Source organism: Pseudomonas sp. 210_17 TE3656 (assembly GCF_054821965.1).
This window is the reverse complement of record NZ_JBTRBC010000001.1, coordinates 3,087,124-3,112,595: the sequence shown is the minus strand read 5'-3', so window position 1 is coordinate 3,112,595 and position 25,472 is coordinate 3,087,124. Positions and strand designations below refer to the sequence as shown.

Here is a 25,472-nt window from a genome sequence, read left to right as displayed (position 1 = left end):
TGCGCAGGAACGCGAGACGGTTCGGTTAATTCGTAAATTCGTGGGCAATCAGGCCGTGGCTTCTCGCCGCTGGTGCTGTTGCGCCGAGTGCACTCGGGCAAAGGCCCGGGCCAGGCGCAGGAGCATTTCGTCGATGTTGCCCTTGCTTACCGTCAAGGCAGGCGACAAGCGCAGCACATCCGGCTGTGGCGCATTGAGCAACAGGCCCTCATGGAGCGCAGCCTTGACCAGCTCGGCGGCATTGTCTTCGCTCAGTTGCAATGCCCAGAGCAGGCCCTGGCCACGGACTTCGCTCTGGCCGTAACGACCTGCCAGACGACTCAAGCCATCACGCAGGTGCCTCCCAGACTCCTGAACGTGCTCAAAGAAGCCTGGCTCCAGCACGGTTTCCAGCACCGCCAGGCCCGCGGCGCTCATCAGCGCATTGCCGTGGTGACTGCCTTCAAGCTCACCGGCTTCGGCGCAGCAGGCACTACCCCGGGCCAGCAATGCGGCCAGCGGAACGCCTCCGCCCAGACCCTTGCCCAGGGTGATGATGTCAGCGCGTACGTCGTAGGTCTGCTCGGCAAGCAGGGCACCGCAGCGGCCGACACCCGTCTGCACTTCATCAAGAATCAGCAGGATGCCCAGCTCGCGACACAGACGCTCAACGCCCTTGAGGTAAGTAGCCGTCGCCGGAATCACTCCGGCTTCACCTTGGATAGGTTCGAGCATGATCGCCACGGTGCGCGAATCGACAGCAGCGTGCAGCGCCTCCAGGTCGTTGAACGGCACCTTGCTGAAGCCTGGCAAACCTGGCTCGCAACGATTGCACGGCGACGGATCGGACGCCGACAACGCACCCAGGCTACGCCCATGGCAACTCTGGCTGGCGGTGATGATGTGATAGGCGCCGTTGCGATGCAGCTGGCCCCACTTGCGCGCCAGTTTGATCGCTCCTTCGCAGGCCTCGGCACCACTGTTGAGCAGGTAAGCCTGGTCGCTGCCGGTGCTCTGGCAGAGAAGGTTGACCAATTTCAGCAAACCACGGTTATGAAAACCGGCGCCCGGATTGATCAGCGCCTGGGCCTGGCTGCCCAATGCCTTGACCAGCACGCTGGGGCTATGGCCGAGACTGTTGACCGCGCAGCCCTGTGTAAAGTCGAGATAGGCGTGGCCTTCGCTGTCCCACAACCACGAGCCCTGACCGCGAACGAACACTTGCGGCGCACGCTCAGTGGCTGGCATCAGGCAATCGCGAGGCAGTGCCTCAGCGGCCACGGCGGCAACCGGCACAGGCTTGCGCTCGGCCACGACCGGCGTCGGGCGGCGAAAACTGAACAGATTCATGTTTTCAACCCTTTTGCCAATCCTATGTAAACAACATCAAGATACACAGTGTTCATCGCGCCTTGTGGCCCTGCAAGCCTTGTGAATACGGGATAGACTAGGCGTATTGCCGGCTAACAGCCATTTGGTTTTTCGAGCATTTTTGATAAGTATTACTTATGGATTTTCGCCAACTGCGTTATTTCGTCGCGGTCTATGAAGAAGGCCATGTGGGCCGGGCCGCCGAGCGCCTGTCGTTGTCGCAACCGGCGCTGTCGCAACAGATCCGCCAGCTCGAACACAGCCTGGATGTCAGCCTGTTCGAGCGGGGCAACAAACGCCTGCTGCCGACCCTCGCCGCACACACTTTGTACAACCATGCGCTGCCTCTGCTCGACGGTTTGCAACGTGCCCGTGAGGCCTTGCGCAACTTCAAGGGCCAATCCCTGCGGACCCTGGCCATTGGCGTCCTGCAAACCGTACGCCCGAGCCTGGTGCCACAACTGCTCGACCGGGTACGCAAGGCCCAGCCGCATCTGGTAGTGCAGATCTACGAGTTGTCGGGCCTGGAAATCGAACGACGCCTGCTCAATGGCAGCCTGGACATCGGCATCAGCTACCTGCCGCCACGTCAGCCTGGTCTGCATGGCCTGCTGCTGTACGAAGATGAACTGCAACTTGTAATCCCCAACACTCACCCGCTGCGGGAATTCAAGAAAGTCTCGCTCAAGCAAGCCGCGGAACTGCCCATGCTGCTGCTCGGTGAAGAGTTCCAGGTGCGGCAGATCTGGCAAACGCAACTGGCCAACCTCGGCCGGCGGCCACAGGTGCAGGCAGAAATGAACAACATGGGCGGGATTCTCGACAGCCTCGGCCACACCTCGCTGGCCACCGTGCTGCCGGGGCGGGCCAAGGAAGTGGTCGAGGACGATCAGGAACTGCTGTGGAAGCCGCTGAGCGAACCACGGGTGCCGCTGAAGATTGGTCTGGTGTTTCGCGATGCGCAGCGCCAGCAAGCGTCGGTCGAGCTGCTGCGCACACTGCTGGAAGAGGAGGCCGATCCAAGGCAGATCGGGGTATCGCCGCTGGATGTGCTGGGCTGATACTTTTCTTTGGGCAAAAGAAAACCCCGCCGAAGCGGGGCTTTGCAGACTGTTTCCCTGACATCCATTTCGCCCCGCCACCCTGGCAGGAATCCTACGTGTCCGTGTTATGTACTTTGCGCTTCCTGCGCGACGTCCATGTGAGAAGATTAACTGTGGATCCAATCTTCCGATAGAGGCGAAAAGTCACCACGTCGTGTAAGAGATTGCTTACACGACGCGCCAATCTCAAAACTGTGCCGCATCCAGCAGGTACAGCGACTCGCTACCGGCTTTCACCGAAGCGCTGAGCGAGTGGATACGCGGCAGCAGACGGGCGAAGTAGAAGCGCGCGGTGCCGAGTTTACTGGCGTAGAAATCCTCTTCACCCTGTTTGGCCAGTGCGGTACGTGCCATCAGTGCCCACATGTAGGCATAGGCGGTGTAACCGAACACCTGCAGGTACTCCACCGACGCTGCGCCGATTTCGTTCGGGTTGTTCTTGGCCCGGTCCAGCACCCAGGCGGTCAGGTCGTCGAGGTTGTCCAAAGCGGCGTTCAGCGGTTTGACGAACTCGCCCAACTCAGTGCCGGCAGTGGCGGTGAAATGGCGAATCTCGTCGGCGAACAGCTTGTACAGCGCACCGCCGCTGCCCACGACCTTGCGGCCCATCAGGTCCAGCGCCTGGATGCCGTTGGTGCCTTCGTAGATCTGGGTGATGCGCACATCACGCACCAGTTGCTCCTGGCCCCACTCGCGAATGTAGCCATGGCCGCCGAACACTTGCTGGCCATGCACCGCAGACTCCAGGCCGAGGTCGGTGAGGAAAGCCTTGGATACCGGGGTCAGCAGGGCGACGAGGTCTTCGGCGCGTTTACGGGTGGTTGCGTCTTCGCTGAACTTGGCGGTGTCCAGCTGCATGGCGACGTAGGTAGAGAAGGCACGACCGCCTTCGTTCAACGCCTTCATGGTCAACAGCATGCGCCGTACGTCGGGGTGCACGATGATCGGGTCAGCGACCTTGTCCTTGGCTTGCGGGCCGGTAGGTGAACGGCTCTGCAGACGGTCACGGGCGTACTCGATGGCGTTCTGGTAAGAACGTTCCGCCGACGCCAGGCCCTGGATACCCACGCCCAGACGCTCGTAGTTCATCATGGTGAACATCGCCGCCAGGCCCTTGTTCGGCTCGCCGACCAGGTAACCCACGGCTTCATCGAAGTTCATCACGCAGGTGGCCGAAGCCTGGATACCCATCTTGTGTTCGATCGAACCGCAGTTGGCCGGGTTGCGTGCACCCAGGCTGCCATCGGCGTTGACCATGAACTTGGGCACCAGGAACAGCGAAATGCCCTTCGGCCCGGCGGGAGCATCCGGCAGCTTGGCCAGCACCAGGTGAATGATGTTCTCGGTCAGGTCGTGCTCACCACCGGTGATGAAAATCTTGGTACCGCTGACTTTGTAGCTGCCGTCGGCCTGCGGCTCGGCCTTGGTGCGAATAATGCCCAGGTCGGTTCCCGCGTGCGGCTCGGTCAGGCACATGGAGCCTGCCCAGATACCGGCGTACATGTTCGGCAGGTACTTTTCCTTGAGCTCGTCGCTGGCGTGGGCGTTGATCGACAGACAGGCGCCAGCGGTCAGCATCGGATACAGACCGAACGCCAGGCTCGACGAGTTGACCATTTCCTCGACCTGAGCCGAGATCACCTTGGGCATGCCCATGCCGCCGTAGGCCGGATCACCACCCACACCGACCCAACCACCTTCGGCATAGGTCTTGTAGGCATCGATGAAACCGGCCGGCGTGCGCACAGCACCGTTGTCCCAATGGCAGCCTTCTTCGTCACCGCTACGGCTCAGCGGCGCGATGCTTTTGCCTGTGACCTTGCCGGCCTCCTCCAGCACCGCCAGGGCGATCTCTTCATCGACAGCTTCGGCCAGGCCCGGCAATTGCGCCCAGAGCTTGGCAACTTCGAAGACTTCATTGAGGACGAAGCGCATATCGCGCAGCGGCGCTTTATAGTCAGCCATGGCAACCTCTCACACTTGAGTCGGGGACGGTCCCACAGGACCGCTTCACTGTTATGCAAGCAGTGTAACCGAACAACTTTTGCGAGACATAGGGTCATCTGATGACTACATGGTCACTCACGGTCACGCCGTACGCACTGCACCCCGCTTGGCCTGATGACCGTAGGCCATGACACAGTTACGCCCCGCGCCCTTGGCGCTGTAGAGCGCCTGATCCGCCGACTTGAGCACTTCGTCGGGAGAGCGGTGATCGATCAGGCGTTCGCTGGCGCCGATACTGATGGTCACAGAAACACTGGTCGCTGCAGACGCCCCGCGGCGCTGGCGCCCCTGCTGGTCGTCCTGGGGGCGGTTGTCCTGGTTGCGCAACTGGATGTTGTAGTTGGCGATCACCTCGCGCACCGCTTCCAGATGCGGCATGCACTCCTCGATGCTCTTACCGGCAAACACCAGGGCGAATTCCTCACCACCGTAGCGATAGGCGCGGCCGCCACCGGTCACCTTGGACAGCTTGCTGGCCACCAGACGCAGCACCTGGTCACCGACATCGTGACCATGGGTGTCGTTGAATTTCTTGAAGTGATCGACGTCGGTCATCGCCAGCACATAGTTGCGCCCCAGGCGCTGCATGCGCTCGTTGAGGGCCCGGCGGCCGGGCAGGCCGGTGAGTTCATCACGAAACGCCATCTGATAGGCCTCGTGGGAAACCGCCGCAGCGATCATCAGCATCACCTGACTGCACATGATGTTCAGGGTGAAGGGCAGGATGAAGGTCTTGGGCAACATCCAGAAAATTCCGATCAGGCCAATCACCTGCGCGGCATGCAAAGGCCTGGGCTCACGCAGGTACTGCACCACCAGCAGGACGAAGGCAATGATGAACACCGGATACGCCAGCTGGATCAGACTCATCCACTGGCCATGCAGCGACGGCCAGCGAATTTCCGCCAGCCAGCCCAGCAATGCCTGCGGGAAGCTTTGCTCCAGCCCCAGGGCGACACTGCCGACCGCCAGCAATACGGCGAAACGCGCGACCATGTCCTGGAACAGATGTGTGCGCTCCTGCCAGGCGCCGTAAAGGGCAAACATTAGCGGCAACAGTAGGCAGACTAAATGGAACACCACCGCAGCATCCTCACGGACCCGGCCATTGTCGCGATAGAAATCGGTCTGGGTGTCGAGCAGGAAATAGGCGATGTACACCGTGACCATCAGAAACAGTTCGCGCTGACGGCGATACACGGCGCAGTAGGCGCCGCCCAGCAACAGCACCAAGGTAGGCAAGACATTGAACAGCGATGTGAAGAAGACGTTGAGGTCTCTCACATAGGCGGCGGCGAGCCCTGACACCAGCAAACAGACTGACGGCAGGAAGTGGCTCGGACGTACAGCGGATAAACGAAACAAGGGTAATCTCCGACCCGGCAGATCAATAATGGCATTGTGCCTTTAAGGTATCGGCAGTGCACATGAATTGATGAATGCGCTTGGTCGGAAACAGCGATGGGAGGGGGACACCGCTCCCAGCAGGACACCACAAACAAAAAAGCCTGCCGGTAAGGGCAGGCTTTTTAGCTACAGCAGATAACTCAGTACGAGAGACCGAAGTGCTCTTCGTTCATGTCCATCAGGTTGTTGGCGCCCGACAGCATGGTTGCAACGTGCGTGCGGGTACGCGGCAGGATGCGCTGGAAGTAGAAACGCGCGGTCTGCAGCTTGGCAGTGTAGAAGGCTTCTTCGCTGGTACCGGCAGCCAGTTTCTCGGCAGCCAGGCGCGCCATGTCAGCCCAGAAGTAGGCCAGGCAGGCGTAACCGGAGTACATCAGGTAGTCCACCGAGGCAGCACCGACTTCTTCGCGGTCTTTCATCGCCGCCATACCGACCTTCATGGTCAGCTCGCCCCACTCTTTGTTCAGCTGGGCCAGCGGTGCGACGAACTCGCTGATCGCTTCGTTGCCTTCGTTGCCCTGGCAGAACTTGTGCACGATCTTGGTGAAGCCTTTGAGCGCTTCGCCCTGGGTCATCAGCACTTTACGGCCGAGCAGGTCCAGCGCCTGGATGCCGGTGGTGCCTTCGTACAGCATGGAAATACGGCTGTCGCGAACGTTCTGCTCCATGCCCCACTCGGCGATGAAGCCGTGGCCGCCATAGATCTGTACGCCGTGGTTGGCCGCTTCGAAGCCGACTTCGGTCATGAATGCCTTGGCGATCGGGGTCATGAAAGCCAGCAGTGCGTCGGCTTTCTTCTTCTCTTCTTCGTCCTGGCTGTACTTGACGATGTCGACCTGCTTGGCGGTGAAGTACACCATCGCGCGGTTGCCTTCGGCGAAGGCTTTCATGGTCAGCAGCATGCGACGTACATCAGGGTGAACGATGATCGGGTCAGCGGCTTTGTCCGGCGCTTTCGGGCCAGTCAGCGAGCGCATTTGCAGACGGTCGCGAGCGTACTTCAGGCCACCCTGGAACGCCACTTCGGCGTGGGCCAGGCCTTGCAGCGCGGTACCCAGGCGAGCGGTGTTCATGAAGGTGAACATGCAGTTCAGGCCTTTGTTGGCCGGGCCGATCAGGTAGCCGGTAGCGGCGTCGAAGTTCATCACGCAGGTGGCGTTGCCGTGGATGCCCATCTTGTGTTCGATGGAACCACAGGACACGGCGTTGCGCTCACCGACAGTGCCTTCGGCGGTCGGCAGGAACTTCGGCACGATGAACAGCGAGATACCTTTGGTACCCGCCGGTGCATCGGGCAGGCGAGCCAGCACGATGTGGACGATGTTACCGGCCATGTCGTGTTCACCGGCCGAGATGAAGATCTTGGTGCCGGTCACTTTGTAGGAACCATCGGCCTGAGGTTCGGCCTTGGTGCGCAGCATGCCCAGGTCGGTACCGCAGTGAGGTTCGGTCAGGCACATGGTGCCGGTCCACTCGCCGGATACCAGCTTGGTCAGGTAGGTCTCTTGCTGCTCGGCGGTACCGTGCTCGGAGATGGTGTTCATCGCGCCATGCGACAGGCCAGGGTACATGCCCCACGACCAGTTCGACTCACCGACCATTTCGCTGATCGCCAGACCCAGCGACTCGGGCAGACCCTGACCGCCGTGCTCGACGTCATGGGCCAGGCTCGGCCAGCCGCCTTCGACGAACTGGTTGTAGGCTTCCTTGAAACCGGTCGGGGTCTTCACGCCCGACTCGCTCCAGGTGCAGCCTTCCAGGTCACCGACACGGTTCAGCGGGGCCAGCACCTGTTCACAAAACTTGGCGCCTTCCTCGAGGATGGCATCAACCATGTCTGGAGTGGCGTCCTGGCAAGCCGGCAGGCTCTGATAATGCGCTTCGTAACCCAGCAGCTCGTCACGAACGAAGCGAATATCACGCAAGGGGGCTTTGTAATCAGGCATAGCGATGAACCTCTGCTGATGAATCCTGGATAGAGAGACCACGACCGATCCGTTGTTGTTGGCATTCGGTCAAACAGTTGTTTGAAACATACGTTTACGCCGAAAACTTGTCAAGCATCAACCCGAGGGCAGTTCGGTCATGCAAGACTGCGTGGTTTGGCGGGTAAAAAACCCCACGCACGCGCAGCCGAGCGCCTGCCGGCAAGGCCAAGGCGCTGATACTCAAAGAATAGTTGAAGACCCGCAGCGAGCGCGGCGGGAGGGTCAGGCGTAGGTGTCGATCAGCGTGCCGAGCATTTCGTCCGATGCTTTGGCCACTTTGACACCGAGTTCGACCTGATGCTTGCCCAGGGCCATTTCCACACTGCTGGTGGCCAGGTCCATCTGCTGGCTGCGATCGACCGCACGCAGGCGCTCGGCCTGATAGTCACTGGACTGGCTGGTGGCGGCGCGCTCGACGGTGGTGTTGGCGATCTGGCTGGCGGCCTGATCGACGCGGTTCTGCCCGGCCTGGATCGCACCGAGCCCGGCGTAGAATGCTGAGTTGCCTGAGATTTCCATGTCGAAACTCCATGACGCTGAAGGCGAACAGCCCCTATTGAAGCAGACCTGCTGGCAAAAGGCCCGTTGAAATCGCTAATGGCATGTTGCCATACGATAGACGCAGGCTAGTCCAGCAGGTCCAGCTGCAGGTGGTCCGCCACTGCTTCAGCGCTTACCTGCTTGAGCTTGGGTACCCGCCCCAGGCACGGCGCTGGCAATCGTTCGGCCAGACTCGCCAGGTTTTCTTCAAGGCGCGAGGTGCGCGGATCGACGATGTTCGCAACCCAGCCGGCCAGTTGCAGTCCATCGCGGGCAATGGCTTCGGCGCTGAGCAAGGCATGATTGATACAGCCAAGGCGCACGCCGACCACCAGAATCACCGGCAGCTTCAGGGCAATAGCCAGGTCAGACAGGTTGGCTTGATCGGACAGCGGTACGCGCCAGCCACCAGCACCTTCGATCAGGGTGAAATCTGCGCCCTGGGCCAGCACTGCGCGCATAGGCTCCAGCAAAGCCTGCACGCTCAAAATGACTCCGGCTTCGCGGGCCGCCAGATGCGGGGCAATGGCGGGCTCGAAAGCGAAGGGATTGATCTGCTCGTAAGGCAACTTGATCGAACTCTGGGCAATCAGCGCCAGGGCATCGTCATTGCGCAAGCCTTTGGCGCTGGCAGTGCAACCGGAGGCTACCGGTTTGGCCCCCAGCGTGCTCAGGCCCGCCAGCTGCGCCGCATGCAACAACCCGGCAGCCACGGTGGTCTTGCCGACATCGGTGTCGGTTCCGGCGATGAAATAGGCTGGGCTCATTTCACTTCCCTTCTATCAGCGGCTTTTGCAGTACACCGTAGACCACCTGATAAGTGGCTGGCAGTCCTTGCGCTTGACGAAATTGCTCATAGGCCTGCAACAACCCCTGCATCCGCGCCCGTCCTGTCAGCCCGGCAGGGCGGCCCGGGTTGAGGTTGTGCGCGCCGAGCGCCTTGAGTTCGTGGGTCAGGCTGCGCACATCGGGGTAATACAGCACATGCGGGCGAGCCTCCAGTCCCACTACCTGCAGCTCACTCCCGGCACACAGGCGCTGGTAGTCCTGCAGAGGGCGGAAGCGATTGACATGCACCAGGCCATCGACCGCCTGCCAGCTCTCGCGCAGCTCATGCAATGTGCCGGCACAAAGGCTGGCAAAGGCCAGCACACCGCCCGGTTGCAGGACCCGTCGAGCTTCACTGAGCACGGCGTGAAAATCCCCACACCATTGCACCGCCAGGCTGGTAAAGATCAGCTCGACGCTGGCGTCCTGCATTGGCAAACGCTCGGCATCGCCAGCCACATGGTAGTGCGCCCCGCCTTGCTCGCGTGCATGCTGGAGCATGCCTTCGGCGATATCCACGGCAACACCTGCGGCCTGCGGGAAGCGCTTGTGCAAGGCGCGGCTGAAATAGCCGGTGCCGCTGCCCAGGTCCATCCAGCGTTGCGGCTCTATGCTGGTGGGCAGTTGTTCAAGCAAGGCGCTACCCACCGCGCGCTGCAGTTCGGCAACGCTGTCGTAACTGGCGGCAGCGCGCGAGAACGAGGCCGCGACCTGACGCTTGTCAGGCAAGGCGCCGGGCAGGCCCGGCTGGGAAAGATCAGTCATCGCCACTCTCATGTACAAAGGCCTTTATCGCAGCCGCCAACTCATGAGGTGTTTCCATCACAAAACCATGAGCACTGTCTTCCAGCAGCCCGACTTCCACGTCGGGCAATTCTTCGAGCAACACCCCGGCGACTTCGGCCGGCACCAGCCCGTCACGACCGGCAAACAGGTGCAACTGCGGGCCGCCATAAGCCTGCAGCGCTGCCCGGGTATCGAGCTGGCCGAGCACTTCGAGGCCGGCCACCAGTTGCTCAGGGGCAGGTTCAGGCATCGCCGCACCGAGCAAGCGGGCCAGGCTGCGCGGTTCTTCAGCGCCCTGGCTGCACAGCGAAATGAAGCGTTTGAGCGTGACCTGGGTGTGATAGCGGCAGCCTTCGAGGAAGGTCTGGAACGTGTCTGCAGGCATAGCGTGCGGCCAGTCCGGGCGGCTGACGAAACTGAGGTTGCTGCCCAGGGTGATCAATCCGCAGCAGTCATCGCCGCGCCGCGCTGCCAGTTCGGCGGCGAGCATGCCGCCCAGCGACCAGCCGCCGAGCCAGGCATTGCGTGGCAATTGCCGGTCGAGCTTGTCGAGCCAGTCCTGCGGATCATTCGACACCAGACTGGGCAAATCCTCGATTTCGACCTGCAAGCCGGGGTCGATGGCGCGCAACGCCGCCACCAATGGCTGCAATGCGGAACGTCCCAGGCCCCAGCCCGGCAGAAGCACCAGTCGGTTACGCATCAGCAGGCTCCAGCAGCGGATAACAGTCAGACAATGCATCCAACAATAGCTGCACCTGAGCCGCACTGTGCGCCGCACTCAAGGTTACCCGCAGGCGCGCGCTGCCAGCGGGTACCGTCGGTGGACGGATCGCGGTGACCAGCAAGCCGCGTTCGCGCAGCATCTGCGAAAGGCGCAAGGCCCGCGCACTGTCGCCGATCAGGATCGGCTGAATCGGGGTGAAGCTGTCCATCAACTGCAGGCCGATTTGCTCGGCGCCGCTACGAAACTGCTGGATCAGCGCCGCCAGATGCTCACGGCGCCAGTGCTCGCTGCGCAGCAGTTGCAGGCTGCGCAAAGTGGCACACGCCAAAGCCGGTGGCTGGCTGGTGGTATAGATGTAGGGGCGGGCGAACTGGATCAGGCACTCGATCAGCTCCTCGCTGCCGGCAACAAAGGCACCGGCAGTACCGCACGCCTTGCCCAGCGTGCCGATGAGCACCGGCACCTGCTCGGTGCTCAAGCCGAAATGCTCGACAATCCCGCCGCCGTTGCGCCCCAGCGTGCCGAAGCCATGGGCATCATCGACCATCAGCCAGGCGTCGCGGGCCTTTGCTGTGGCAGCCAGGGCCGGCAGATCGGCAATGTCGCCATCCATGCTAAACACCCCGTCAGTGACCACCAGGGTATTGCCTACCGCCTTGTCCAGACGGCTGGCCAGGCTGCCCGCGTCGTTGTGCAGGTAACGATTGAAGCGCGCGCCGCTGAGCAGCCCGGCATCAAGCAGCGAGGCATGATTGAGGCGGTCTTGCAGCACCGTATCGCCCTGCCCCACCAGCGCCGTCAAGGCACCGAGATTGGCCATGTAGCCTGTGGTAAACAGCAACGCGCGCGGCCGGCCGGTGAGTTCGGCCAGCGCCTCTTCCACTTCATGGTGCGGGGTGCTGTGGCCGATCACCAGGTGCGAAGCGCCTCCGCCGACACCCCAGCGTTCAGCACCGGCGCGCCAGGCGGCGATCACTTCAGGATGATTGGCCAGGCCCAGGTAGTCGTTGCTGCAAAAAGCCAGCAATGGCTGACCATCGACCACCACTTGCGGTCCTTGCGGGCTCTGCAGTAATGGCCGCTGACGGTACAGGTCGGCAGCGCGGCGTTGTTCCAGCCGCGCACGAAGATCAAAAGCCATGGGCGCCTCAGGCCGAGGCGGCGTTGTAAAACAGCTCGCTGCTCTTCTGTTCGATCAGCGCCTGTTCGATGGCCGCCTGATGGACTTCGTCGGCATGCTCTTCACGGGCTTCAGGCTGGATGCCGAGGCGGGCGAACAGTTGCATGTCCTTGTCGGCCTGCGGGTTGGCGGTGGTCAGCAGTTTCTCGCCGTAGAAAATCGAGTTGGCGCCGGCAAAGAACGCCAGAGCCTGCATCTGCTCGTTCATCGCCTCGCGTCCGGCCGACAGCCGCACATGGGATTTCGGCATCAGGATCCGGGCCACGGCGAGCATGCGGATAAAGTCGAACGGATCGACCTCTTCGGCGTTTTCCAGCGGTGTGCCAGCGACTTTCACCAGCATGTTGATCGGTACCGACTCCGGGTGCTCCGGCAGGTTGGCCAGCTGGATCAGCAGGCCGGCGCGGTCGTCCAGCGACTCGCCCATGCCGAGGATCCCGCCCGAACAGATCTTCATCCCGGCGTCACGCACATAGGACAGGGTCTGCAGGCGCTCACTGTAGGTACGGGTGGTGATGATGCTGCCGTAGAACTCCGGCGAGGTGTCGAGGTTGTGGTTGTAGTAATCGAGCCCGGCTTCGGCCAGCGCCTGGGTCTGCTCCTGATCGAGCTTGCCCAGGGTCATGCAGGTTTCCAGGCCCATGGCCTTGACCCCTTTGACCATCTGCAGCACGTAGGGCATGTCTTTGGCCGACGGGTGCTTCCAGGCCGCGCCCATGCAGAACCGGGTAGAACCGATGGCCTTGGCGCGAGCGGCCTCTTCGAGGACCTTCTGCACTTCCATCAGCTTCTGTTTTTCCAGCCCGGTGTTGTAGTGACCGGACTGTGGACAATATTTGCAATCTTCCGGGCAGGCGCCGGTCTTGATCGACAGCAGGGTCGAGACCTGAACGCGGTTGGCGTCGAAGTGCGCACGGTGCACGGTCTGCGCCTGGAACAGCAAGTCATTGAACGGTTGCTGGAACAGCGCCTTGACCTCGGCCAGGGTCCAGTCGTGACGTGTTGTTGCAGTTGTGCTGGCGCTCATCGGCGGTTCCTTGTTTAGGCTTGTTCTGGCGCCGGAACAGGATTGCCCGCCAGCGCATCACGGATAGCTCGCATAGTTAAGGAAGCTCGATGCACTGTCAACCACAACTCAAAAGCATGGTTTACAAGTGGTTAAATAATAACCATGGCTGTCTGCTGTGCAATGAAACCGCCGACCAACCCTACCCGCTTTGCGTCGCCTGCGAAGCCGACCTGCCCTGGCTGGAAGATGGCTGCCAGGTGTGCGCCTTGCCGCTGCCGATGCACGGTTTGACCTGCGGCCAGTGCAGCCGCCGCGCCCCGGCTTTCTACCGGGTTGAGGCGCCCTGGCACTACGGCTTTCCGCTGGATGCGCTGATCAGTCGGTTCAAGTACCACAGCCAGTGGCCGCTCGGGCACCTGTTGGCGCAGTTGCTGGGCCGCTGGCTGACACACCGTTTCAGCGACGGCCTGCCGCGTCCGGCGCTGCTCCTGCCGGTACCCCTGAGCCGTCGCCGCTTGCGCCAGCGCGGCTACAACCAGGCCGCCATGCTGGCCCGCTGGCTGGCCGTGCACACCGGTATCGCCTGCGACGAACGGTTACTCAAACGCCTGGTCGACACACCGGCGCAGCAGGGCCTCAACGCGCGGCAGCGCAAACGCAATCTACGCCAGGCTTTTGCTGTGGAAAACGTCGACCGGCTGGAAGGTCGGCACCTGGCCCTGATCGACGATGTGCTGACCACCGGCGCCACCGCCCAGGCCCTGGCCAGCCTGCTGCTCAAGGCCGGCGCCCGCCGCGTCGATGTCTATTGTCTGGCACGCACCGCCAAGCCCGGCAGCGCTTGACTTGCCGTCAGGCTGCGGGCACTTTCGTGGCTGATATTTCCTACATACTCGTGCCCGCACATGTCCTTGCCAGCCCTGCTCACCCAACACATTGTTCGCCGCCCACAGCGGATCGCCTTGCTGCAGCACATTGCCGAACAAGGCTCGATCACCCGTGCGGCCAAGAGCGCCGGCATGAGTTACAAAGCGGCGTGGGATGCCATCGACGAACTCAATAACCTGGCGGCCAGCCCGCTGGTGGAACGCAGTGTCGGTGGCCGCGGCGGTGGTGGCGCCAAACTGTCGCAAGAAGGCCAACGGGTACTGCGCCTGTATCAGCGCCTGCAAGCGTTGCAGGCACAGATTCTGGAAGCCGCCGAAGACGCCAGCGACCTCGACCTGCTCGGTCGCCTGATGCTGCGCACCAGCGCGCGCAATCAGTTGCACGGCCGGGTCAGTGCCATTGAGGCACAAGGACATTACGACCGTATCAGCCTGGCCCTGGCCGGCGACCTAAGCATCGACGCACTGATTACCCGCGATAGCACCCAGCGCCTGGAGCTGACCCCGGGCACTACCGTGGTGGCCTTGATCAAGGCGGGCTGGCTGACCCTGCTCAGCCCTCAAGAGCGCCCACTGGCGGGCTACAACTGCCTGCAGGCCAAGGTCGAGGAACTGCTCGACGAGCCTCAGGGGCCGACTGAGGTGCGCCTGACATTGAGCAACGGGCAAACCCTGTGCACCTTCGCTGAACCTGCCTGGCTCAACGCCCATGCAGTGGCCGCAGGCAGCAACCTACGCGTTCAGTTTCAACCGTCCTACGTCCTTATCGGAACGCCTTTGTAAAACCGACACAAAACCGTCATAAGCGCTGACTAAGGTGACTGCCAAACCCGCAGGAAGCCTGTCATGAACCTATTAGAAGAACACCAGTCCACCGACCTCGAACAGCTGGTCAGCCTGAGTCGCCGTCGTTTCATCGGAGCGGGCGCCCTGTGCGGCGCCGCCCTGTTTCTGAGTGGCAATCTGCTCAGCCGCAGCGTCATGGCCGCCAGCGTCAGCGCCGCCAACAGCAGCCTGCTCGGCTTTGCCAGCATCCCCAGTGCCACCGCCGACAGCATCAGCCTGCCCCCTGGTTACAAGGCCTCGGTACTGATCAGCTGGGGCCAGCCGCTGCATGCCGACGCCCCGGCCTTCGATGCATCCGGCCAGGGCACAGCCAAGGCCCAGGAACTGCAGTTCGGTGACAACAATGACGGCATGAGCCTGTTCCCCTTCCCCGATGATGACAATCGGGCGTTGATGGCCATCAACAACGAATACACCAACTACCGCTATCTGTTCGCTCACGGCGGGCAACCGGCCTCCGCCGAAGACGTGCACAAGGCACAGGCTGCCGAAGGCGTCTCGGTGATTGAGGTCAAACGCAGCAATGGCCAATGGCAGTTCGTCCAGGGCTCACCCTACAACCGGCGCATCCACGGCAACTCACCGATCCGTGTCAGCGGCCCGGCAGCGGGCGATACCTGGATGAAGACCGCGGCCGACAACAGCGGTCGCAAGGTGCTCGGTACGTTCCAGAACTGCGCCAACGGCAAGACGCCGTGGGGCACTTACCTGACCTGCGAAGAGAACTTCACCGACTGCTTCGGCAGCAGCGATCCGGCCCACATGTTTGATGCCGGGCAGAAACGCTACGGAGCCACGATCGACAGCAAGGAAATCGGCTGGCACCCGCACGACCCGCGCTTCGACCTGGCGAAGAACCCCAATGAACTGAACCGTCATGGCTGGGTAGTGGAAATCGATCCGTTCGACCCGGACTCAACCCCGGTCAAGCGCACGGCGCTGGGCCGCTTCAAGCACGAAAACGCAGCCCTTGGCGAAACCCGCGATGGCCGGGCGGTGGTCTACATGGGCGACGATGAGCGCGGTGAGTTCATCTACAAATTCATCAGCCGCGACCGCATCGACCACAAGAACCCCAGCGCCAACCGCAGCCTGCTCGACCACGGCACCCTGTATGTCGCGCGGTTCGACGATGGCGACCAGAACGCCGACCATCCGCGAGGCAAAGGCCAGTGGCTGGAGCTGAGCCATGGCAAGAACGGCCTGATTGCCGCCAACGGTTTTGCCAGCCAGGCCCAGGTCCTGATCCATGCGCGCCTGGCTGCCAGCCAGCTCATGGCCACGCGCATGGACCGCCCGGAATGGATTGTGGTCAGCCCCAAGGACGGTCAGGTCTATTGCACCCTGACCAACAACGTCAAACGCGGGGAAGAAGGCCAGCCGGCAGGCGGCCCCAACCCACGGGAGAAAAATCTCTACGGGCAGATCCTGCGCTGGCGCGAAACTGATAATGACCACGGCGCCATGAACTTCGACTGGGACCTGTTCGTGGTCGCCGGCAACCCTTCGGTACACGCTGATGATGCCAAGGGCGGTTCAAGCAACATTACCCCGCAGAACATGTTCAACAGCCCGGACGGGCTGGGCTTCGATCCGGATGGCCGACTGTGGATCCTCACCGATGGTGACTACAGCAATAGCGGTGATTTTGCCGGCATGGGCAATAACCAGATGCTCTGTGCCGATCCGGTCAGCGGCGAGATCCGGCGCTTCATGGTCGGGCCGGTGGCCTGCGAAGTGACGGGCATTGCTTTCTCGCCGGACCAGCGCACTCTGTTCGTCGGCATTCAGCATCCGGGTGAAACCGGCGGCTCGACCTTTCCCGAGCACTTGCCCAATGGCAAGCCGCGCTCGTCGGTAATGGCGATCAGCCGGGAGGATGGCGGGATCGTCGGGACCTGAGATCAGCAGGGGCTGCTACGCAGCCATCGCCGGCAAGGCCGGCTCCCACAGGACTGCATGCACAACCGACCTCGTGGGAGCCGGCCTTGCCGGCGATGGGTCGCGCCAGCGGCCCCGCTGTGGGGTACCATGCCCACATGATGCGGCCACCTGCCGCACAGCAGGAGCTGACATGTCGCACCCCTTCGAAACCCTTACCCCCGACCTGGTCCTCGACGCCGTGGAGAGCATCGGCTTTCTCAGCGATGCCCGCGTTCTGGCACTCAACAGCTACGAGAACCGCGTCTACCAGGTAGGTATCGAAGAGTCTGAACCACTGATCGCCAAGTTCTACCGCCCGGACCGCTGGACCGATGCGGCGATTCTCGAGGAACACAGCTTCACCGCCGAACTGGCCGAGTGCGAAGTCCCCGTTGTAGCGCCACTTATCCACAACGGCAAAACCCTGTTCGAACACAGCGGTTTTCGCTTCACCCTGTTCCCCCGCCGTGGCGGCCGCGCCCCGGAACCCGGCAATCTCGACCAGCTCTATCGCCTGGGCCAGTTGCTCGGACGCCTGCATGCAGTCGGCGCTACCCGCCCGTTCGAGCACCGTGAAGCGCTGGCCGTGGATAACTTTGGCCACGCCTCATTGGCCACGCTGCTTGAAGGCAATTTCGTGCCGAAAAGCCTGCTGCCGGCCTTCGAGTCAGTCGCCCGCGACCTGCTCAAACGGGTCGAAGCCATCTATGCCAGCACCCCGCACAAAACCATCCGTCTGCACGGCGACTGCCACCCAGGCAACATGATGTGCCGCGACGAAGTCTTCCACATTGTCGACCTTGATGACTGCCGCATGGGCCCCGCCGTCCAGGACCTGTGGATGATGCTTGCCGGCGACCGTCATGAACGCCTGGGCCAGCTGGCCGAACTGATGGATGGCTACAACGAGTTCCACGATTTCGACCCGCGCGAGCTGGCCCTGATCGAACCGCTGCGCGCCCTGCGCCTGCTGCACTACAGCGCCTGGCTGGCACGGCGCTGGGACGATCCGGCGTTTCCGCGCAGCTTCCCCTGGTTCGGCCAGGAGCGTTACTGGGGCGACCAGATTCTCGCCCTGCGCGAGCAGATGGCGGCATTGGATGAAGAACCGCTGAAATTGTTCTGACACACGCCCAAGTCTGTCTACAATAGCGGTGCTTTTAGATAGCTGCCTAAGCAAGGAATTTGCATGCACGCCGCCAACCCGCGCCGCGGGTACATCCTGGGCTTGACCGCCTACATCATCTGGGGCTTGTTCCCGCTCTACTTCAAAGCGCTGCAAAGCGTGCCAGCGGTGGAAATCATCGTCCACCGCGTGCTCTGGTCGGCACTGTTCGGCTCGCTGCTGTTGCTGGTCTGGAAGCATCCGGGCTGGTGGCGCGAACTGCGCGATAACCCCAAGCGTCTGGCGATCCTGGCCCTCAGTGGCTCATTGATTGCCGGTAACTGGCTGACCTACGTCTGGTCGGTGAACAACGGACGCATGCTGGAAGCCAGCCTGGGCTACTACATCAACCCGCTGGTCAACGTGCTGCTGGGCATGTTGCTGCTGGGTGAGCGCCTGCGCCGCCTGCAGTGGGTTGCCGTAGGCCTGGCGGCACTCGGTGTGGCCCAGCAAGTCTGGCAAGTCGGCAGCCTGCCCTGGGTTTCACTGGTGCTGGCGCTGAGCTTCGGCTTCTACGGTTTGATTCGCAAACAGGCACCGGTCGCGGCCTTGCCGGGCTTGGTGGTGGAAACCTGGATGCTGATACCGCTGGCCATCGGCTGGCTGCTGCTCAACCCCATGGCCCATAGCGCTCAAGCGAGCTTCTACACCAGCAGCGAAGCGCTCTGGCTGATCGCCGCCGGCCCGGTGACCCTGGTGCCGCTGGTATGTTTCAACGCTGCCGCTCGACACCTGCCTTACACCACATTGGGCTTCCTGCAGTACCTGGCGCCGACGCTGGTGCTGCTGCAGGCGGTGCTGCTGTTTGGCGAGCACCTGTCGAGCAGCACACTGGTGGCTTTCATGTTCATCTGGGCCGGTCTTGCCCTCTACAGCGTCGATGCCTGGCTGAGCTTGCGCCGGCGCAGCTGATCAAAAAACGTACAATTATCTACAGGCCACGTGATTCGTGGCCTGCAGCAACCTCTCCCAAGGTTATCCACACCCTCATCCCCGTGCTTTGTGCACAAGCCACTGATTATTGGTGGTTTTTTGCTCAATTCCTGCAAAGCCGCGGCCCGCCTGGGCTAGCGCAGGCTTCCCCCAGCTTATCCACAGGCCGGTCCCCGGCAAACCGGGATAACTATTCTTCCGGCCGCAGCTTGAGTTCCACCATCAGGTCATCCGCCAGCGCCTCAAGCTTGGCCTGAAGCACATCCAGAGAAAGGGTCAAAGGCATCGCCAGCAACGCATCGGCGTGAAACAGCGGCTCGCTGCTCATCGGGGCCGGACGCACGTCGGTGCTGAGGCGTTCGACATTGACCCCCTGTTCGGCCAGCAAGCGAGTGATGTCACGGACAATACCCGGGCGATCATTGCCGACCAGCTCCATGGCAATCGGCTTCCAGGTGCAGGACGGATCGATGCCGCTTTTGGCAATCAGCACGCGAATTTCATGTTTGCCCAAGGCTTCCAGGGCCCGGACCAGCTCTTCGTAGGACTCGGCCGGCACCGCTACCTTAAGGATCCCGGCAAACTGCCCGGCCATCCGCGACATGCGGCTCTCCAACCAGTTACCGTTATGCTCGGCAATGCATTCAGCGATACGTTCGACCTGGCCGGCTTTGTCGGGGGCGATCACTGTCAGTACGAGATGATCCACGCGGTAACCCTCTGCTTTTAACGGTTCGGCCCCTGAAATCAAAGGCTGCGGAGAAAGTATAGGCAAGGCGCGGCAACCTGCCGCAGCAGCCGCTGAAGACAAATCGTGTACTGTTTCAAGATTTATCTGGAACAATCTGCCACTTTTTTGAGAACATACTGATTCCCAGCGTGACCCTCTGCGACAAAATGGTCGCAGAACGACGTATTTAGTCTGATTTTCACAACCGCAGCGCATCATGTAGTATGCCGCAGCGCGGACTACAAAACGTCGAATCGATGTCTGCCAAGGCGCCTGTGAAAATACGCAACCGCTCGCCAGCCTGTCTGGCAGGCAGCACCCAGCCGCCCATCGGGCATGTTCTGGTGCCGTGTTTAGAGAAGCGCGCAAGGCCTAAATAGAAGAGCAATAGCTGAGCAGAGTGAGGCAAGCAATGACTGAACACGTTCAAGTCGGTGGCCTTCAGGTCGCCAAAGTCCTGTTCGACTTCGTGAACAACGAAGCCATTCCCGGAACTGGCGTCAACGCCGAGCAGTTCTGGGTGGGGGCAGAAAAGATCATCAACGACCTCGCTCCAAAGAACAAAGCACTGCTGGCCAAACGTGACGCACTGCAGGCACAGATCGATGCCTGGCACCAGGCGCGTAAAGGCCAGGCTCACGATGCCGTGGCTTACAAAGCCTTCCTCCAGGACATCGGTTATCTGCTGCCAGAAGCTGCAGACTTCCAGGCCTCGACCCAGAACGTCGACGACGAAATTGCCCGCATGGCCGGCCCGCAACTGGTTGTACCAGTGATGAATGCGCGCTTCGCCCTGAACGCCTCCAACGCCCGCTGGGGCTCGCTGTACGATGCCCTGTACGGCACCGACGCGATCAGCGAAGCCGGTGGCGCGGAAAAAGGCAAAGGCTACAACAAGGTTCGCGGCGACAAGGTGATTGCCTTCGCCCGCGCCTTCCTCGACGAGTCCGCGCCGCTGGCTGCCGGCTCGCATGTAGACTCCACGGCCTATCGCATCGAAGGCGGCAAGCTCGTGGTTGCCCTCAAAGGTGGCAGCAACAGCGGCCTGCGCGATGACGCCCAGCTGATTGGCTACCACGGCGACGCCTCGGCGCCGACCGCGATTCTGCTCAAGCACAACGGCCTGCATTTCGAAATCCAGATCGATGCCAGCACGCCGGTCGGCCAGACCGACGCTGCCGGGGTCAAGGACGTGCTGATGGAAGCCGCCCTGACCACCATCATGGACTGCGAAGATTCGGTTGCTGCAGTCGATGCCGATGACAAGGTAGTGATCTACCGCAACTGGCTCGGCCTGATGAAGGGCGACCTCGCGGAAAGCGTCAGCAAAGGCGGCCAGACCTTCACCCGGACCATGAACCCGGATCGTGAATACGCTGCCCCGAACGGTGGCTCGGTGACCCTGCACGGTCGCTCGCTGCTGTTCGTGCGTAACGTCGGTCACCTGATGACCATCGACGCCATCCTCGACAAGGACGGCAACGAAGTACCCGAGGGCATCCTCGACGGTCTGGTCACCAACCTTGCCGCCATTCACAACATCAACGGCAACACCAGCCGCAAGAACAGCCGCACCGGCTCCGTGTACATCGTCAAACCGAAGATGCACGGCCCGGAAGAAGCAGCGTTCACCAACGAGCTGTTCGGCCGCATCGAAGACGTGCTGGGCATGAAGCGTAATACGCTGAAGGTCGGCATCATGGACGAGGAGCGCCGTACCACGGTCAACCTCAAAGCCTGTATCGAAGCGGCCAAGGAACGTGTGGTGTTCATCAACACCGGCTTCCTCGACCGTACCGGCGACGAAATCCACACCTCCATGGAAGCCGGCGCTGTAGTGCGCAAGGGCGCCATGAAGACCCAGAAGTGGATCGGTGCCTACGAGAACTCCAACGTCGATATCGGCCTGGCCACCGGTCTGCAAGGCCGTGCCCAGATCGGTAAAGGCATGTGGGCCATGCCGGACCTGATGGCCGACATGCTCGAGCAGAAGATCGCTCACCCGCTGGCCGGTGCCAACACCGCCTGGGTACCGTCGCCGACCGCCGCCGCGCTGCACGCGCTGCACTATCACAAGGTCGACGTATTCGCCCGCCAGGCGGAACTGGCCAAGCGTGCACCGGCATCGGTGGATGACATCCTGACCATCCCGCTGGCGCCTGACACCAACTGGTCGGACGAAGAGATCCGCAACGAGCTGGACAACAACGCCCAGGGCATCCTCGGCTACGTTGTACGCTGGATCGACCAGGGCGTAGGTTGTTCGAAAGTACCGGACATCAACGATGTCGGTCTGATGGAAGACCGCGCCACCCTGCGTATTTCCGCACAGTTGCTGGCCAACTGGCTGCGCCACGGTATCGTCACCGAGGCTCAGGTGCTGGAAAGCCTCAAGCGCATGGCGCCGGTGGTCGACAAGCAGAACGCCAACGACCCGCTGTACCGCCCACTGGCACCGGATTTCGACACCAACATCGCCTTCCAGGCGGCGGTCGAACTGGTGGTAGAAGGCACCAAGCAGCCGAATGGCTACACCGAGCCGGTGCTGCATCGCCGTCGTCGTGAGTTCAAGGCCAAGAACGGTCTGTAAATAGCCCGTCGCGGGTCAAGCCCGCTCCCACAGGTTTTGTGGGAGCGGGCTTGACCCGCGATCAGCTTCAAGCGATTCCCAACTCCCTGCGCACCAACCCCATCAACTTGTTCGGATCGATCGGCTTGAGCAAAAAGTCGACGACACTCAAATGCATCGCCGCTATGGCGTCTGGCACGTCGGCATCACCGGACACGATGATGATCGGCAACGCCGCTTTGTCTGATTCGCGAATCTGCCGGATCAGCTCCAGGCCATCGAACGGCCCCATACGCAGATCGGTAATCAACAAACCGATATCCTGCTTGCCTTCCAGGCGCTCCAGGGCCTGTTCGGCATTTTCCGCCATCACGCACTTGATACCCTTGGTTTTCAGGTAACTGGCCAACGCTTCGCGAGCCAGCTTGTTGTCATCGACGATCAATACTTTCTGTGGCACAGCCCGCGGCGCCGTAACCGTTGCCAGTGCTTCACGTTCGGCATCACTCAGTATGTCTTCTTGGTCGGGCATGGCTGTCTCATCATCAATGACTCGCAAAATGTCCCTCGAATCAAGTTCAGACCGCTTTTGATCACCTTGCAACCCGCCTCTCGTCGACAATTTGACACCCGTCGCGTTTCTCACCCTGCCCGTCGCCCCATTTAGACTTACGTCCAATGGGCACTGGGCACCCTGCAGCCGACCATGAGGGTCGAAAACAACAAGGTCGATATCTACAAGGTCGACACAAAGACGCGGTAATGCTCATGAGCAAAATGGACGCCTTCTCCCAGGCCGGAAAAACTGCAGTACTGCAGAACATCCAGGGGACCCTGCAGTTCCTGCAACGCTTTCCCCCCTTCAATCAGATGGAGAACGCCCACCTGGCGTTTCTCGTCGAGCAGTGTCAGCTGCGTTTCTATGCGGCCAATGACAGCATCATCAAGCCCGGCGACGGGCCGGTCGAGCACTTCTACATCGTCAAACAGGGCCGGGTGATCGGCGAACGCCAGCACGTCACCCGCCCCGGCACCGAAACCACGTTCGAGATCACCAGCGGCGAGTGCTTTCCCCTGGCCGCCCTGCTCGGCGAGCGCGCGACCCGCACTGAACATCTGGCCGGTGAAGACACCTTCTGCCTGCAGTTGAACAAGGCGGCATTCATTCGTCTGTTCGCCCTCTCGGACGTGTTTCGCGACTTTGCCCTGCGCGGCGTCAGCAGCCTGCTCGACCAGGTCAATCAGCAGGTCCAGCGTCGCGCGGTAGAAACCCTCGGCACCCAATACTCACTCAATACCCGCCTGGGCGAGCTGGCCATGCGTCACCCGGTGGTCTGCGAACGCCACACGCCGCTGCGTGAGGCCGTGGCGCTGATGCACGAGCAACAGGTCGGCAGCATCGTGATCGTCGATGAGCAGCGCTTTCCGCTGGGGATCTTCACCCTGCGCGACCTGCGCCAGGTGGTGGCCGACGCCAGCGCCGACTTTGCCCAGCCGATCGCCGGCCATATGACTCACAATCCGTTCTACCTGAGCCCCCAGGCCAGCGCTTTCGACGCCGCCATTGCCATGACCGAACGGCACATCGCCCACGTCTGCCTGGTCGAGGACCAGCGCTTGTGCGGCGTGGTCTCCGAGCGCGACCTGTTCTCCCTGCAACGTGTCGACCTAGTCCACCTGGCGCGGACCATCCGCCATGCCACACGGATCGAAAGCCTGGTGTCGCTGCGCGGCGAGATCGGCCAGTTGGTCGAACGCATGCTCGCCCATGGTGCGTCTTCAACACAGATTACCCAGATCATTACCCTGCTCAACGATCACACTGTCTGCCGGGTGATCGAGCTGGCGATCGAAGAAAAAGGCGATCCGGGCGTGCCTTTCAGCTGGCTGTGCTTTGGCAGTGAGGGCCGGCGCGAACAGACCCTGCACACCGACCAGGACAACGGCATTCTGTTCGAAGCCCGCGATGCCGCCCACGCCGCCGAGATCCGTGGCCGTCTGCTGGCGCTGGCGCAACACATCAACCAGGGCCTGGCGCAATGCGGCTTTACCCTGTGCAAGGGCAACATCATGGCCGGCAACCCCGAGCTGTGCCTGTCCCGTGCCGAATGGGCGCGACGCTTCGCCGCCTTTATCCGTGAAGCCACCCCGGAAAACCTGCTGGCTTCGAGCATCTATTTCGATCTGCGGGTGGTCTGGGGTGACGAAAGCGCCTGCGAACAACTGCGCCAGAGCATTCTTGAACAGGTCGCCGATAACCGCCTGTTCCAGCGCATGATGGCCGACAATGCCTTGCGCCAGCGACCACCGGTCGGGCGCTTCCGGGAGTTCGTGTTGACCCGTCAGGGCAATGACAAGGCCGCCACGCTGGATCTCAAGGTCCAGGGCCTGACGCCGTTCGTCGACGGCGCGCGACTGCTGGCCCTGGCCAATGGCATCAGCGCCAACAACACCCTGGAGCGCCTGCGCGAGCTGGTTACCCGGGAGGTCATCGACCCGCTCGACGGCGCCGCCTATGAAGAGGCCTACCACTTCATCCAGCAAACCCGCATGCAGCAACACCAGTTACAGAGCCGCCAGCATCTGCCGTACTCCAACCGCGTCGATCCGGACAGCCTCAACCACCTCGACAGGCGCATCCTGCGCGAGTCCCTGCGCCAGGCCCAACGCCTGCAGAGCAGCCTGGCCCTGAGGTATCAACTGTGAGCCTGTTCACCTGGCTGCGGCCCCGACAGATCAACGAACACATGCGCCAACGGGCAGCACAGCTGGCACCTGCCGCCACACTCAGCGAAGACTCGTTGCGCAGCCAGCGCTGGGTAGTACTGGACCTGGAAACCAGCGGCCTGAATACCCAGCGCGACCAGGTCCTGTCGATTGGCGCAGTGGTCATCGAAGACGGCGCCATCGACTTCAGCCAGCAGTTCGAGCGCACCCTGTATCAGCGCGATCACAAGCTGACCTCCAGCGTCCTGATCCATGGCCTGGGGCCCAGCGCCATCGCTGCCGGCTGCGATCCGGCCGAGGCGTTGCTCGACCTGATGACCTTCATTGGCAACAGCCCGGTGCTGGCCTTTCATGCGCCCTTCGACCAGCGCATGCTCAGCCGCGCCCTGAAAGACCACCTGGGCTATCGCCTGCAGCACCCGTTCTTCGACGTGGCCGAACTGGCGCCGCTGCTGAACCCGCAGATAACCCTGCGCGAAGCCGGGCTGGACGACTGGACGGCCTGTTTCGGCCTTGAGGCAATCGAACGGCACAACGCCAGCGCCGATGCCATGGTCACGGCCGAACTGGCCCTGATCCTCTTCAGCCAGGCCCGGCGCCAGCACCTGGACAGCCCGGTACAGCTGGACCAGCACCTGCAGCGCTGGCGGCGGCGAAAGCAACAAAGTCACGGCTTCTAGCGCCATCCGATGAGCGTCAATTGCGTTCCACAAGAAGATTCTGCAACAATCGCGAATAATTCTCGTTAGTTAACGCATCTTTTTCGG

At 61.8% G+C, this 25,472-nt stretch carries 21 protein-coding genes; 9 read left to right on the top strand and 12 right to left on the bottom strand.

All coding sequences use genetic code 11. The annotated features are described in order from the left end of the window. Positions 1–48 precede the first annotated feature (48 nt). Positions 49–1,329, bottom strand: a complete 1,281-nt coding sequence (locus tag ACVI9W_RS14540) for an aspartate aminotransferase family protein (RefSeq protein ID WP_461530367.1) — start codon at positions 1,327–1,329, stop codon at positions 49–51. A 158-nt stretch (positions 1,330–1,487) separates the two neighbouring features. Between ACVI9W_RS14540 and ACVI9W_RS14535 the strand changes: the two genes are divergently transcribed. After that, positions 1,488–2,411 (top strand): LysR family transcriptional regulator, encoded by a 924-nt coding sequence (locus ACVI9W_RS14535; RefSeq protein WP_038605972.1) that lies wholly within the window; start codon positions 1,488–1,490, stop codon positions 2,409–2,411. Between the two features lie 228 nt (positions 2,412–2,639). On the opposite strand, the gene ACVI9W_RS14530 is transcribed toward ACVI9W_RS14535, so the two are convergent. The 9 genes from ACVI9W_RS14530 to bioB all read right to left on the bottom strand — a co-directional run bounded on the left by ACVI9W_RS14530 (position 2,640) and on the right by bioB (position 12,943). Next, a complete protein-coding gene (locus ACVI9W_RS14530; protein WP_461530366.1) occupies positions 2,640–4,418 on the bottom strand; it encodes an acyl-CoA dehydrogenase C-terminal domain-containing protein in 1,779 nt (592 codons plus the stop codon). Positions 4,419–4,541: 123 nt separating this feature from the next. Next, complete coding sequence (locus tag ACVI9W_RS14525; protein WP_342624010.1) at positions 4,542–5,825, bottom strand: GGDEF domain-containing protein; 1,284 nt, start codon at positions 5,823–5,825, stop codon at positions 4,542–4,544. A 182-nt stretch (positions 5,826–6,007) separates the two neighbouring features. After that, positions 6,008–7,813 carry a phenylacyl-CoA dehydrogenase gene (locus tag ACVI9W_RS14520; RefSeq protein ID WP_461530365.1) on the bottom strand — a complete coding sequence of 602 codons (1,806 nt, stop codon included), beginning with the start codon at positions 7,811–7,813 and terminating at the stop codon, positions 6,008–6,010. A 264-nt stretch (positions 7,814–8,077) separates the two neighbouring features. Next, entirely contained in the window at positions 8,078–8,374 is a 297-nt protein-coding gene (locus tag ACVI9W_RS14515; RefSeq protein ID WP_038605964.1) for a hypothetical protein, read from the bottom strand. Between the two features lie 107 nt (positions 8,375–8,481). Continuing rightward, on the bottom strand, positions 8,482–9,162 hold the full coding sequence (gene bioD, locus ACVI9W_RS14510) for a dethiobiotin synthase (RefSeq protein ID WP_461530364.1): 681 nt from the start codon (positions 9,160–9,162) through the stop codon (positions 8,482–8,484). Between the two features lies 1 nt (position 9,163). Then, positions 9,164–9,988 carry a malonyl-ACP O-methyltransferase BioC gene (gene bioC, locus ACVI9W_RS14505; RefSeq protein ID WP_461530363.1) on the bottom strand — a complete coding sequence of 275 codons (825 nt, stop codon included), beginning with the start codon at positions 9,986–9,988 and terminating at the stop codon, positions 9,164–9,166. Beyond that, the gene (locus tag ACVI9W_RS14500) at positions 9,981–10,712 is read right to left on the bottom strand and encodes an alpha/beta fold hydrolase (protein ID WP_461530362.1); all 732 of its coding nucleotides are present in this window, start codon (positions 10,710–10,712) and stop codon (positions 9,981–9,983) included. The genes bioC and ACVI9W_RS14500 overlap by 8 nt, the downstream gene beginning before the upstream one ends. Next, positions 10,705–11,877: an 8-amino-7-oxononanoate synthase gene (gene bioF / locus ACVI9W_RS14495; protein ID WP_038605955.1), complete on the bottom strand. Its 1,173-nt coding sequence runs from the start codon at positions 11,875–11,877 to the stop codon at positions 10,705–10,707. The genes ACVI9W_RS14500 and bioF overlap by 8 nt, the downstream gene beginning before the upstream one ends. Positions 11,878–11,884: 7 nt before the next feature. Then, complete coding sequence (gene bioB / locus ACVI9W_RS14490) at positions 11,885–12,943, bottom strand: biotin synthase BioB (RefSeq protein WP_157190909.1); 1,059 nt, start codon at positions 12,941–12,943, stop codon at positions 11,885–11,887. 89 nt (positions 12,944–13,032) lie between these two features. Here bioB and ACVI9W_RS14485 point away from each other — a divergent pair, with 89 nt between their 5' ends. The 5 genes from ACVI9W_RS14485 to rarD all read left to right on the top strand — a co-directional run bounded on the left by ACVI9W_RS14485 (position 13,033) and on the right by rarD (position 18,658). Then, positions 13,033–13,770 (top strand): double zinc ribbon domain-containing protein, encoded by a 738-nt coding sequence (locus ACVI9W_RS14485; RefSeq protein WP_461530361.1) that lies wholly within the window; start codon positions 13,033–13,035, stop codon positions 13,768–13,770. Between the two features lie 60 nt (positions 13,771–13,830). Beyond that, a complete protein-coding gene (locus ACVI9W_RS14480) occupies positions 13,831–14,595 on the top strand; it encodes a TOBE domain-containing protein (RefSeq protein WP_038605947.1) in 765 nt (254 codons plus the stop codon). 63 nt (positions 14,596–14,658) lie between these two features. Then, entirely contained in the window at positions 14,659–16,560 is a 1,902-nt protein-coding gene (locus tag ACVI9W_RS14475; protein WP_461530360.1) for a PhoX family protein, read from the top strand. 172 nt (positions 16,561–16,732) lie between these two features. Continuing rightward, positions 16,733–17,707, top strand: a complete 975-nt coding sequence (locus tag ACVI9W_RS14470) for a serine/threonine protein kinase (protein WP_038605942.1) — start codon at positions 16,733–16,735, stop codon at positions 17,705–17,707. A gap of 63 nt (positions 17,708–17,770) precedes the next feature. After that, positions 17,771–18,658: an EamA family transporter RarD gene (gene rarD, locus ACVI9W_RS14465; protein ID WP_038605940.1), complete on the top strand. Its 888-nt coding sequence runs from the start codon at positions 17,771–17,773 to the stop codon at positions 18,656–18,658. Positions 18,659–18,869: 211 nt separating this feature from the next. Here rarD and ACVI9W_RS14460 read toward each other — a convergent pair whose 3' ends face one another. Further along, positions 18,870–19,388 carry a glycine cleavage system transcriptional repressor gene (locus ACVI9W_RS14460; protein ID WP_461530359.1) on the bottom strand — a complete coding sequence of 173 codons (519 nt, stop codon included), beginning with the start codon at positions 19,386–19,388 and terminating at the stop codon, positions 18,870–18,872. Between the two features lie 433 nt (positions 19,389–19,821). Here ACVI9W_RS14460 and ACVI9W_RS14455 point away from each other — a divergent pair, with 433 nt between their 5' ends. Next, positions 19,822–21,999 (top strand): malate synthase G, encoded by a 2,178-nt coding sequence (locus ACVI9W_RS14455; RefSeq protein WP_461530358.1) that lies wholly within the window; start codon positions 19,822–19,824, stop codon positions 21,997–21,999. 67 nt (positions 22,000–22,066) lie between these two features. On the opposite strand, the gene ACVI9W_RS14450 is transcribed toward ACVI9W_RS14455, so the two are convergent. Further along, positions 22,067–22,510, bottom strand: a complete 444-nt coding sequence (locus ACVI9W_RS14450; RefSeq protein WP_461530357.1) for a response regulator — start codon at positions 22,508–22,510, stop codon at positions 22,067–22,069. Between the two features lie 236 nt (positions 22,511–22,746). On the opposite strand from ACVI9W_RS14450, the gene ACVI9W_RS14445 reads away from it, so the two are divergent. Together ACVI9W_RS14445 and ACVI9W_RS14440 are read left to right on the top strand one after the other, a co-directional pair. Then, positions 22,747–24,684 carry a DUF294 nucleotidyltransferase-like domain-containing protein gene (locus ACVI9W_RS14445; protein ID WP_342623996.1) on the top strand — a complete coding sequence of 646 codons (1,938 nt, stop codon included), beginning with the start codon at positions 22,747–22,749 and terminating at the stop codon, positions 24,682–24,684. Continuing rightward, positions 24,681–25,385: a 3'-5' exonuclease gene (locus ACVI9W_RS14440; RefSeq protein ID WP_461530356.1), complete on the top strand. Its 705-nt coding sequence runs from the start codon at positions 24,681–24,683 to the stop codon at positions 25,383–25,385. Before ACVI9W_RS14445 ends, ACVI9W_RS14440 begins: the two co-directional genes overlap by 4 nt. Positions 25,386–25,472: the final 87 nt, after the last annotated feature.

Bases quoted from the DNA above. Each gene is read 5' to 3' on its own strand.
- ACVI9W_RS14540 (WP_461530367.1), bottom strand. From the start codon at position 1,329: ATGAATCTGTTCAGTTTTCGCCGCCCGACGCCGGTCGTGGCCGAGCGC.
- ACVI9W_RS14535 (WP_038605972.1), top strand. From the start codon at position 1,488: ATGGATTTTCGCCAACTGCGTTATTTCGTCGCGGTCTATGAAGAAGGC.
- ACVI9W_RS14530 (WP_461530366.1), bottom strand. From the start codon at position 4,418: ATGGCTGACTATAAAGCGCCGCTGCGCGATATGCGCTTCGTCCTCAAT.
- ACVI9W_RS14520 (WP_461530365.1), bottom strand. From the start codon at position 7,813: ATGCCTGATTACAAAGCCCCCTTGCGTGATATTCGCTTCGTTCGTGAC.
- ACVI9W_RS14515 (WP_038605964.1), bottom strand. From the start codon at position 8,374: ATGGAAATCTCAGGCAACTCAGCATTCTACGCCGGGCTCGGTGCGATC.
- bioD (WP_461530364.1), bottom strand. From the start codon at position 9,162: ATGAGCCCAGCCTATTTCATCGCCGGAACCGACACCGATGTCGGCAAG.
- bioC (WP_461530363.1), bottom strand. From the start codon at position 9,988: ATGACTGATCTTTCCCAGCCGGGCCTGCCCGGCGCCTTGCCTGACAAG.
- ACVI9W_RS14500 (WP_461530362.1), bottom strand. From the start codon at position 10,712: ATGCGTAACCGACTGGTGCTTCTGCCGGGCTGGGGCCTGGGACGTTCC.
- bioF (WP_038605955.1), bottom strand. From the start codon at position 11,877: ATGGCTTTTGATCTTCGTGCGCGGCTGGAACAACGCCGCGCTGCCGAC.
- bioB (WP_157190909.1), bottom strand. From the start codon at position 12,943: ATGAGCGCCAGCACAACTGCAACAACACGTCACGACTGGACCCTGGCC.
- ACVI9W_RS14485 (WP_461530361.1), top strand. From the start codon at position 13,033: ATGCACTGTCAACCACAACTCAAAAGCATGGTTTACAAGTGGTTAAAT.
- ACVI9W_RS14480 (WP_038605947.1), top strand. From the start codon at position 13,831: ATGTCCTTGCCAGCCCTGCTCACCCAACACATTGTTCGCCGCCCACAG.
- ACVI9W_RS14475 (WP_461530360.1), top strand. From the start codon at position 14,659: ATGAACCTATTAGAAGAACACCAGTCCACCGACCTCGAACAGCTGGTC.
- ACVI9W_RS14470 (WP_038605942.1), top strand. From the start codon at position 16,733: ATGTCGCACCCCTTCGAAACCCTTACCCCCGACCTGGTCCTCGACGCC.
- rarD (WP_038605940.1), top strand. From the start codon at position 17,771: ATGCACGCCGCCAACCCGCGCCGCGGGTACATCCTGGGCTTGACCGCC.
- ACVI9W_RS14455 (WP_461530358.1), top strand. From the start codon at position 19,822: ATGACTGAACACGTTCAAGTCGGTGGCCTTCAGGTCGCCAAAGTCCTG.
- ACVI9W_RS14450 (WP_461530357.1), bottom strand. From the start codon at position 22,510: ATGCCCGACCAAGAAGACATACTGAGTGATGCCGAACGTGAAGCACTG.
- ACVI9W_RS14445 (WP_342623996.1), top strand. From the start codon at position 22,747: ATGAGCAAAATGGACGCCTTCTCCCAGGCCGGAAAAACTGCAGTACTG.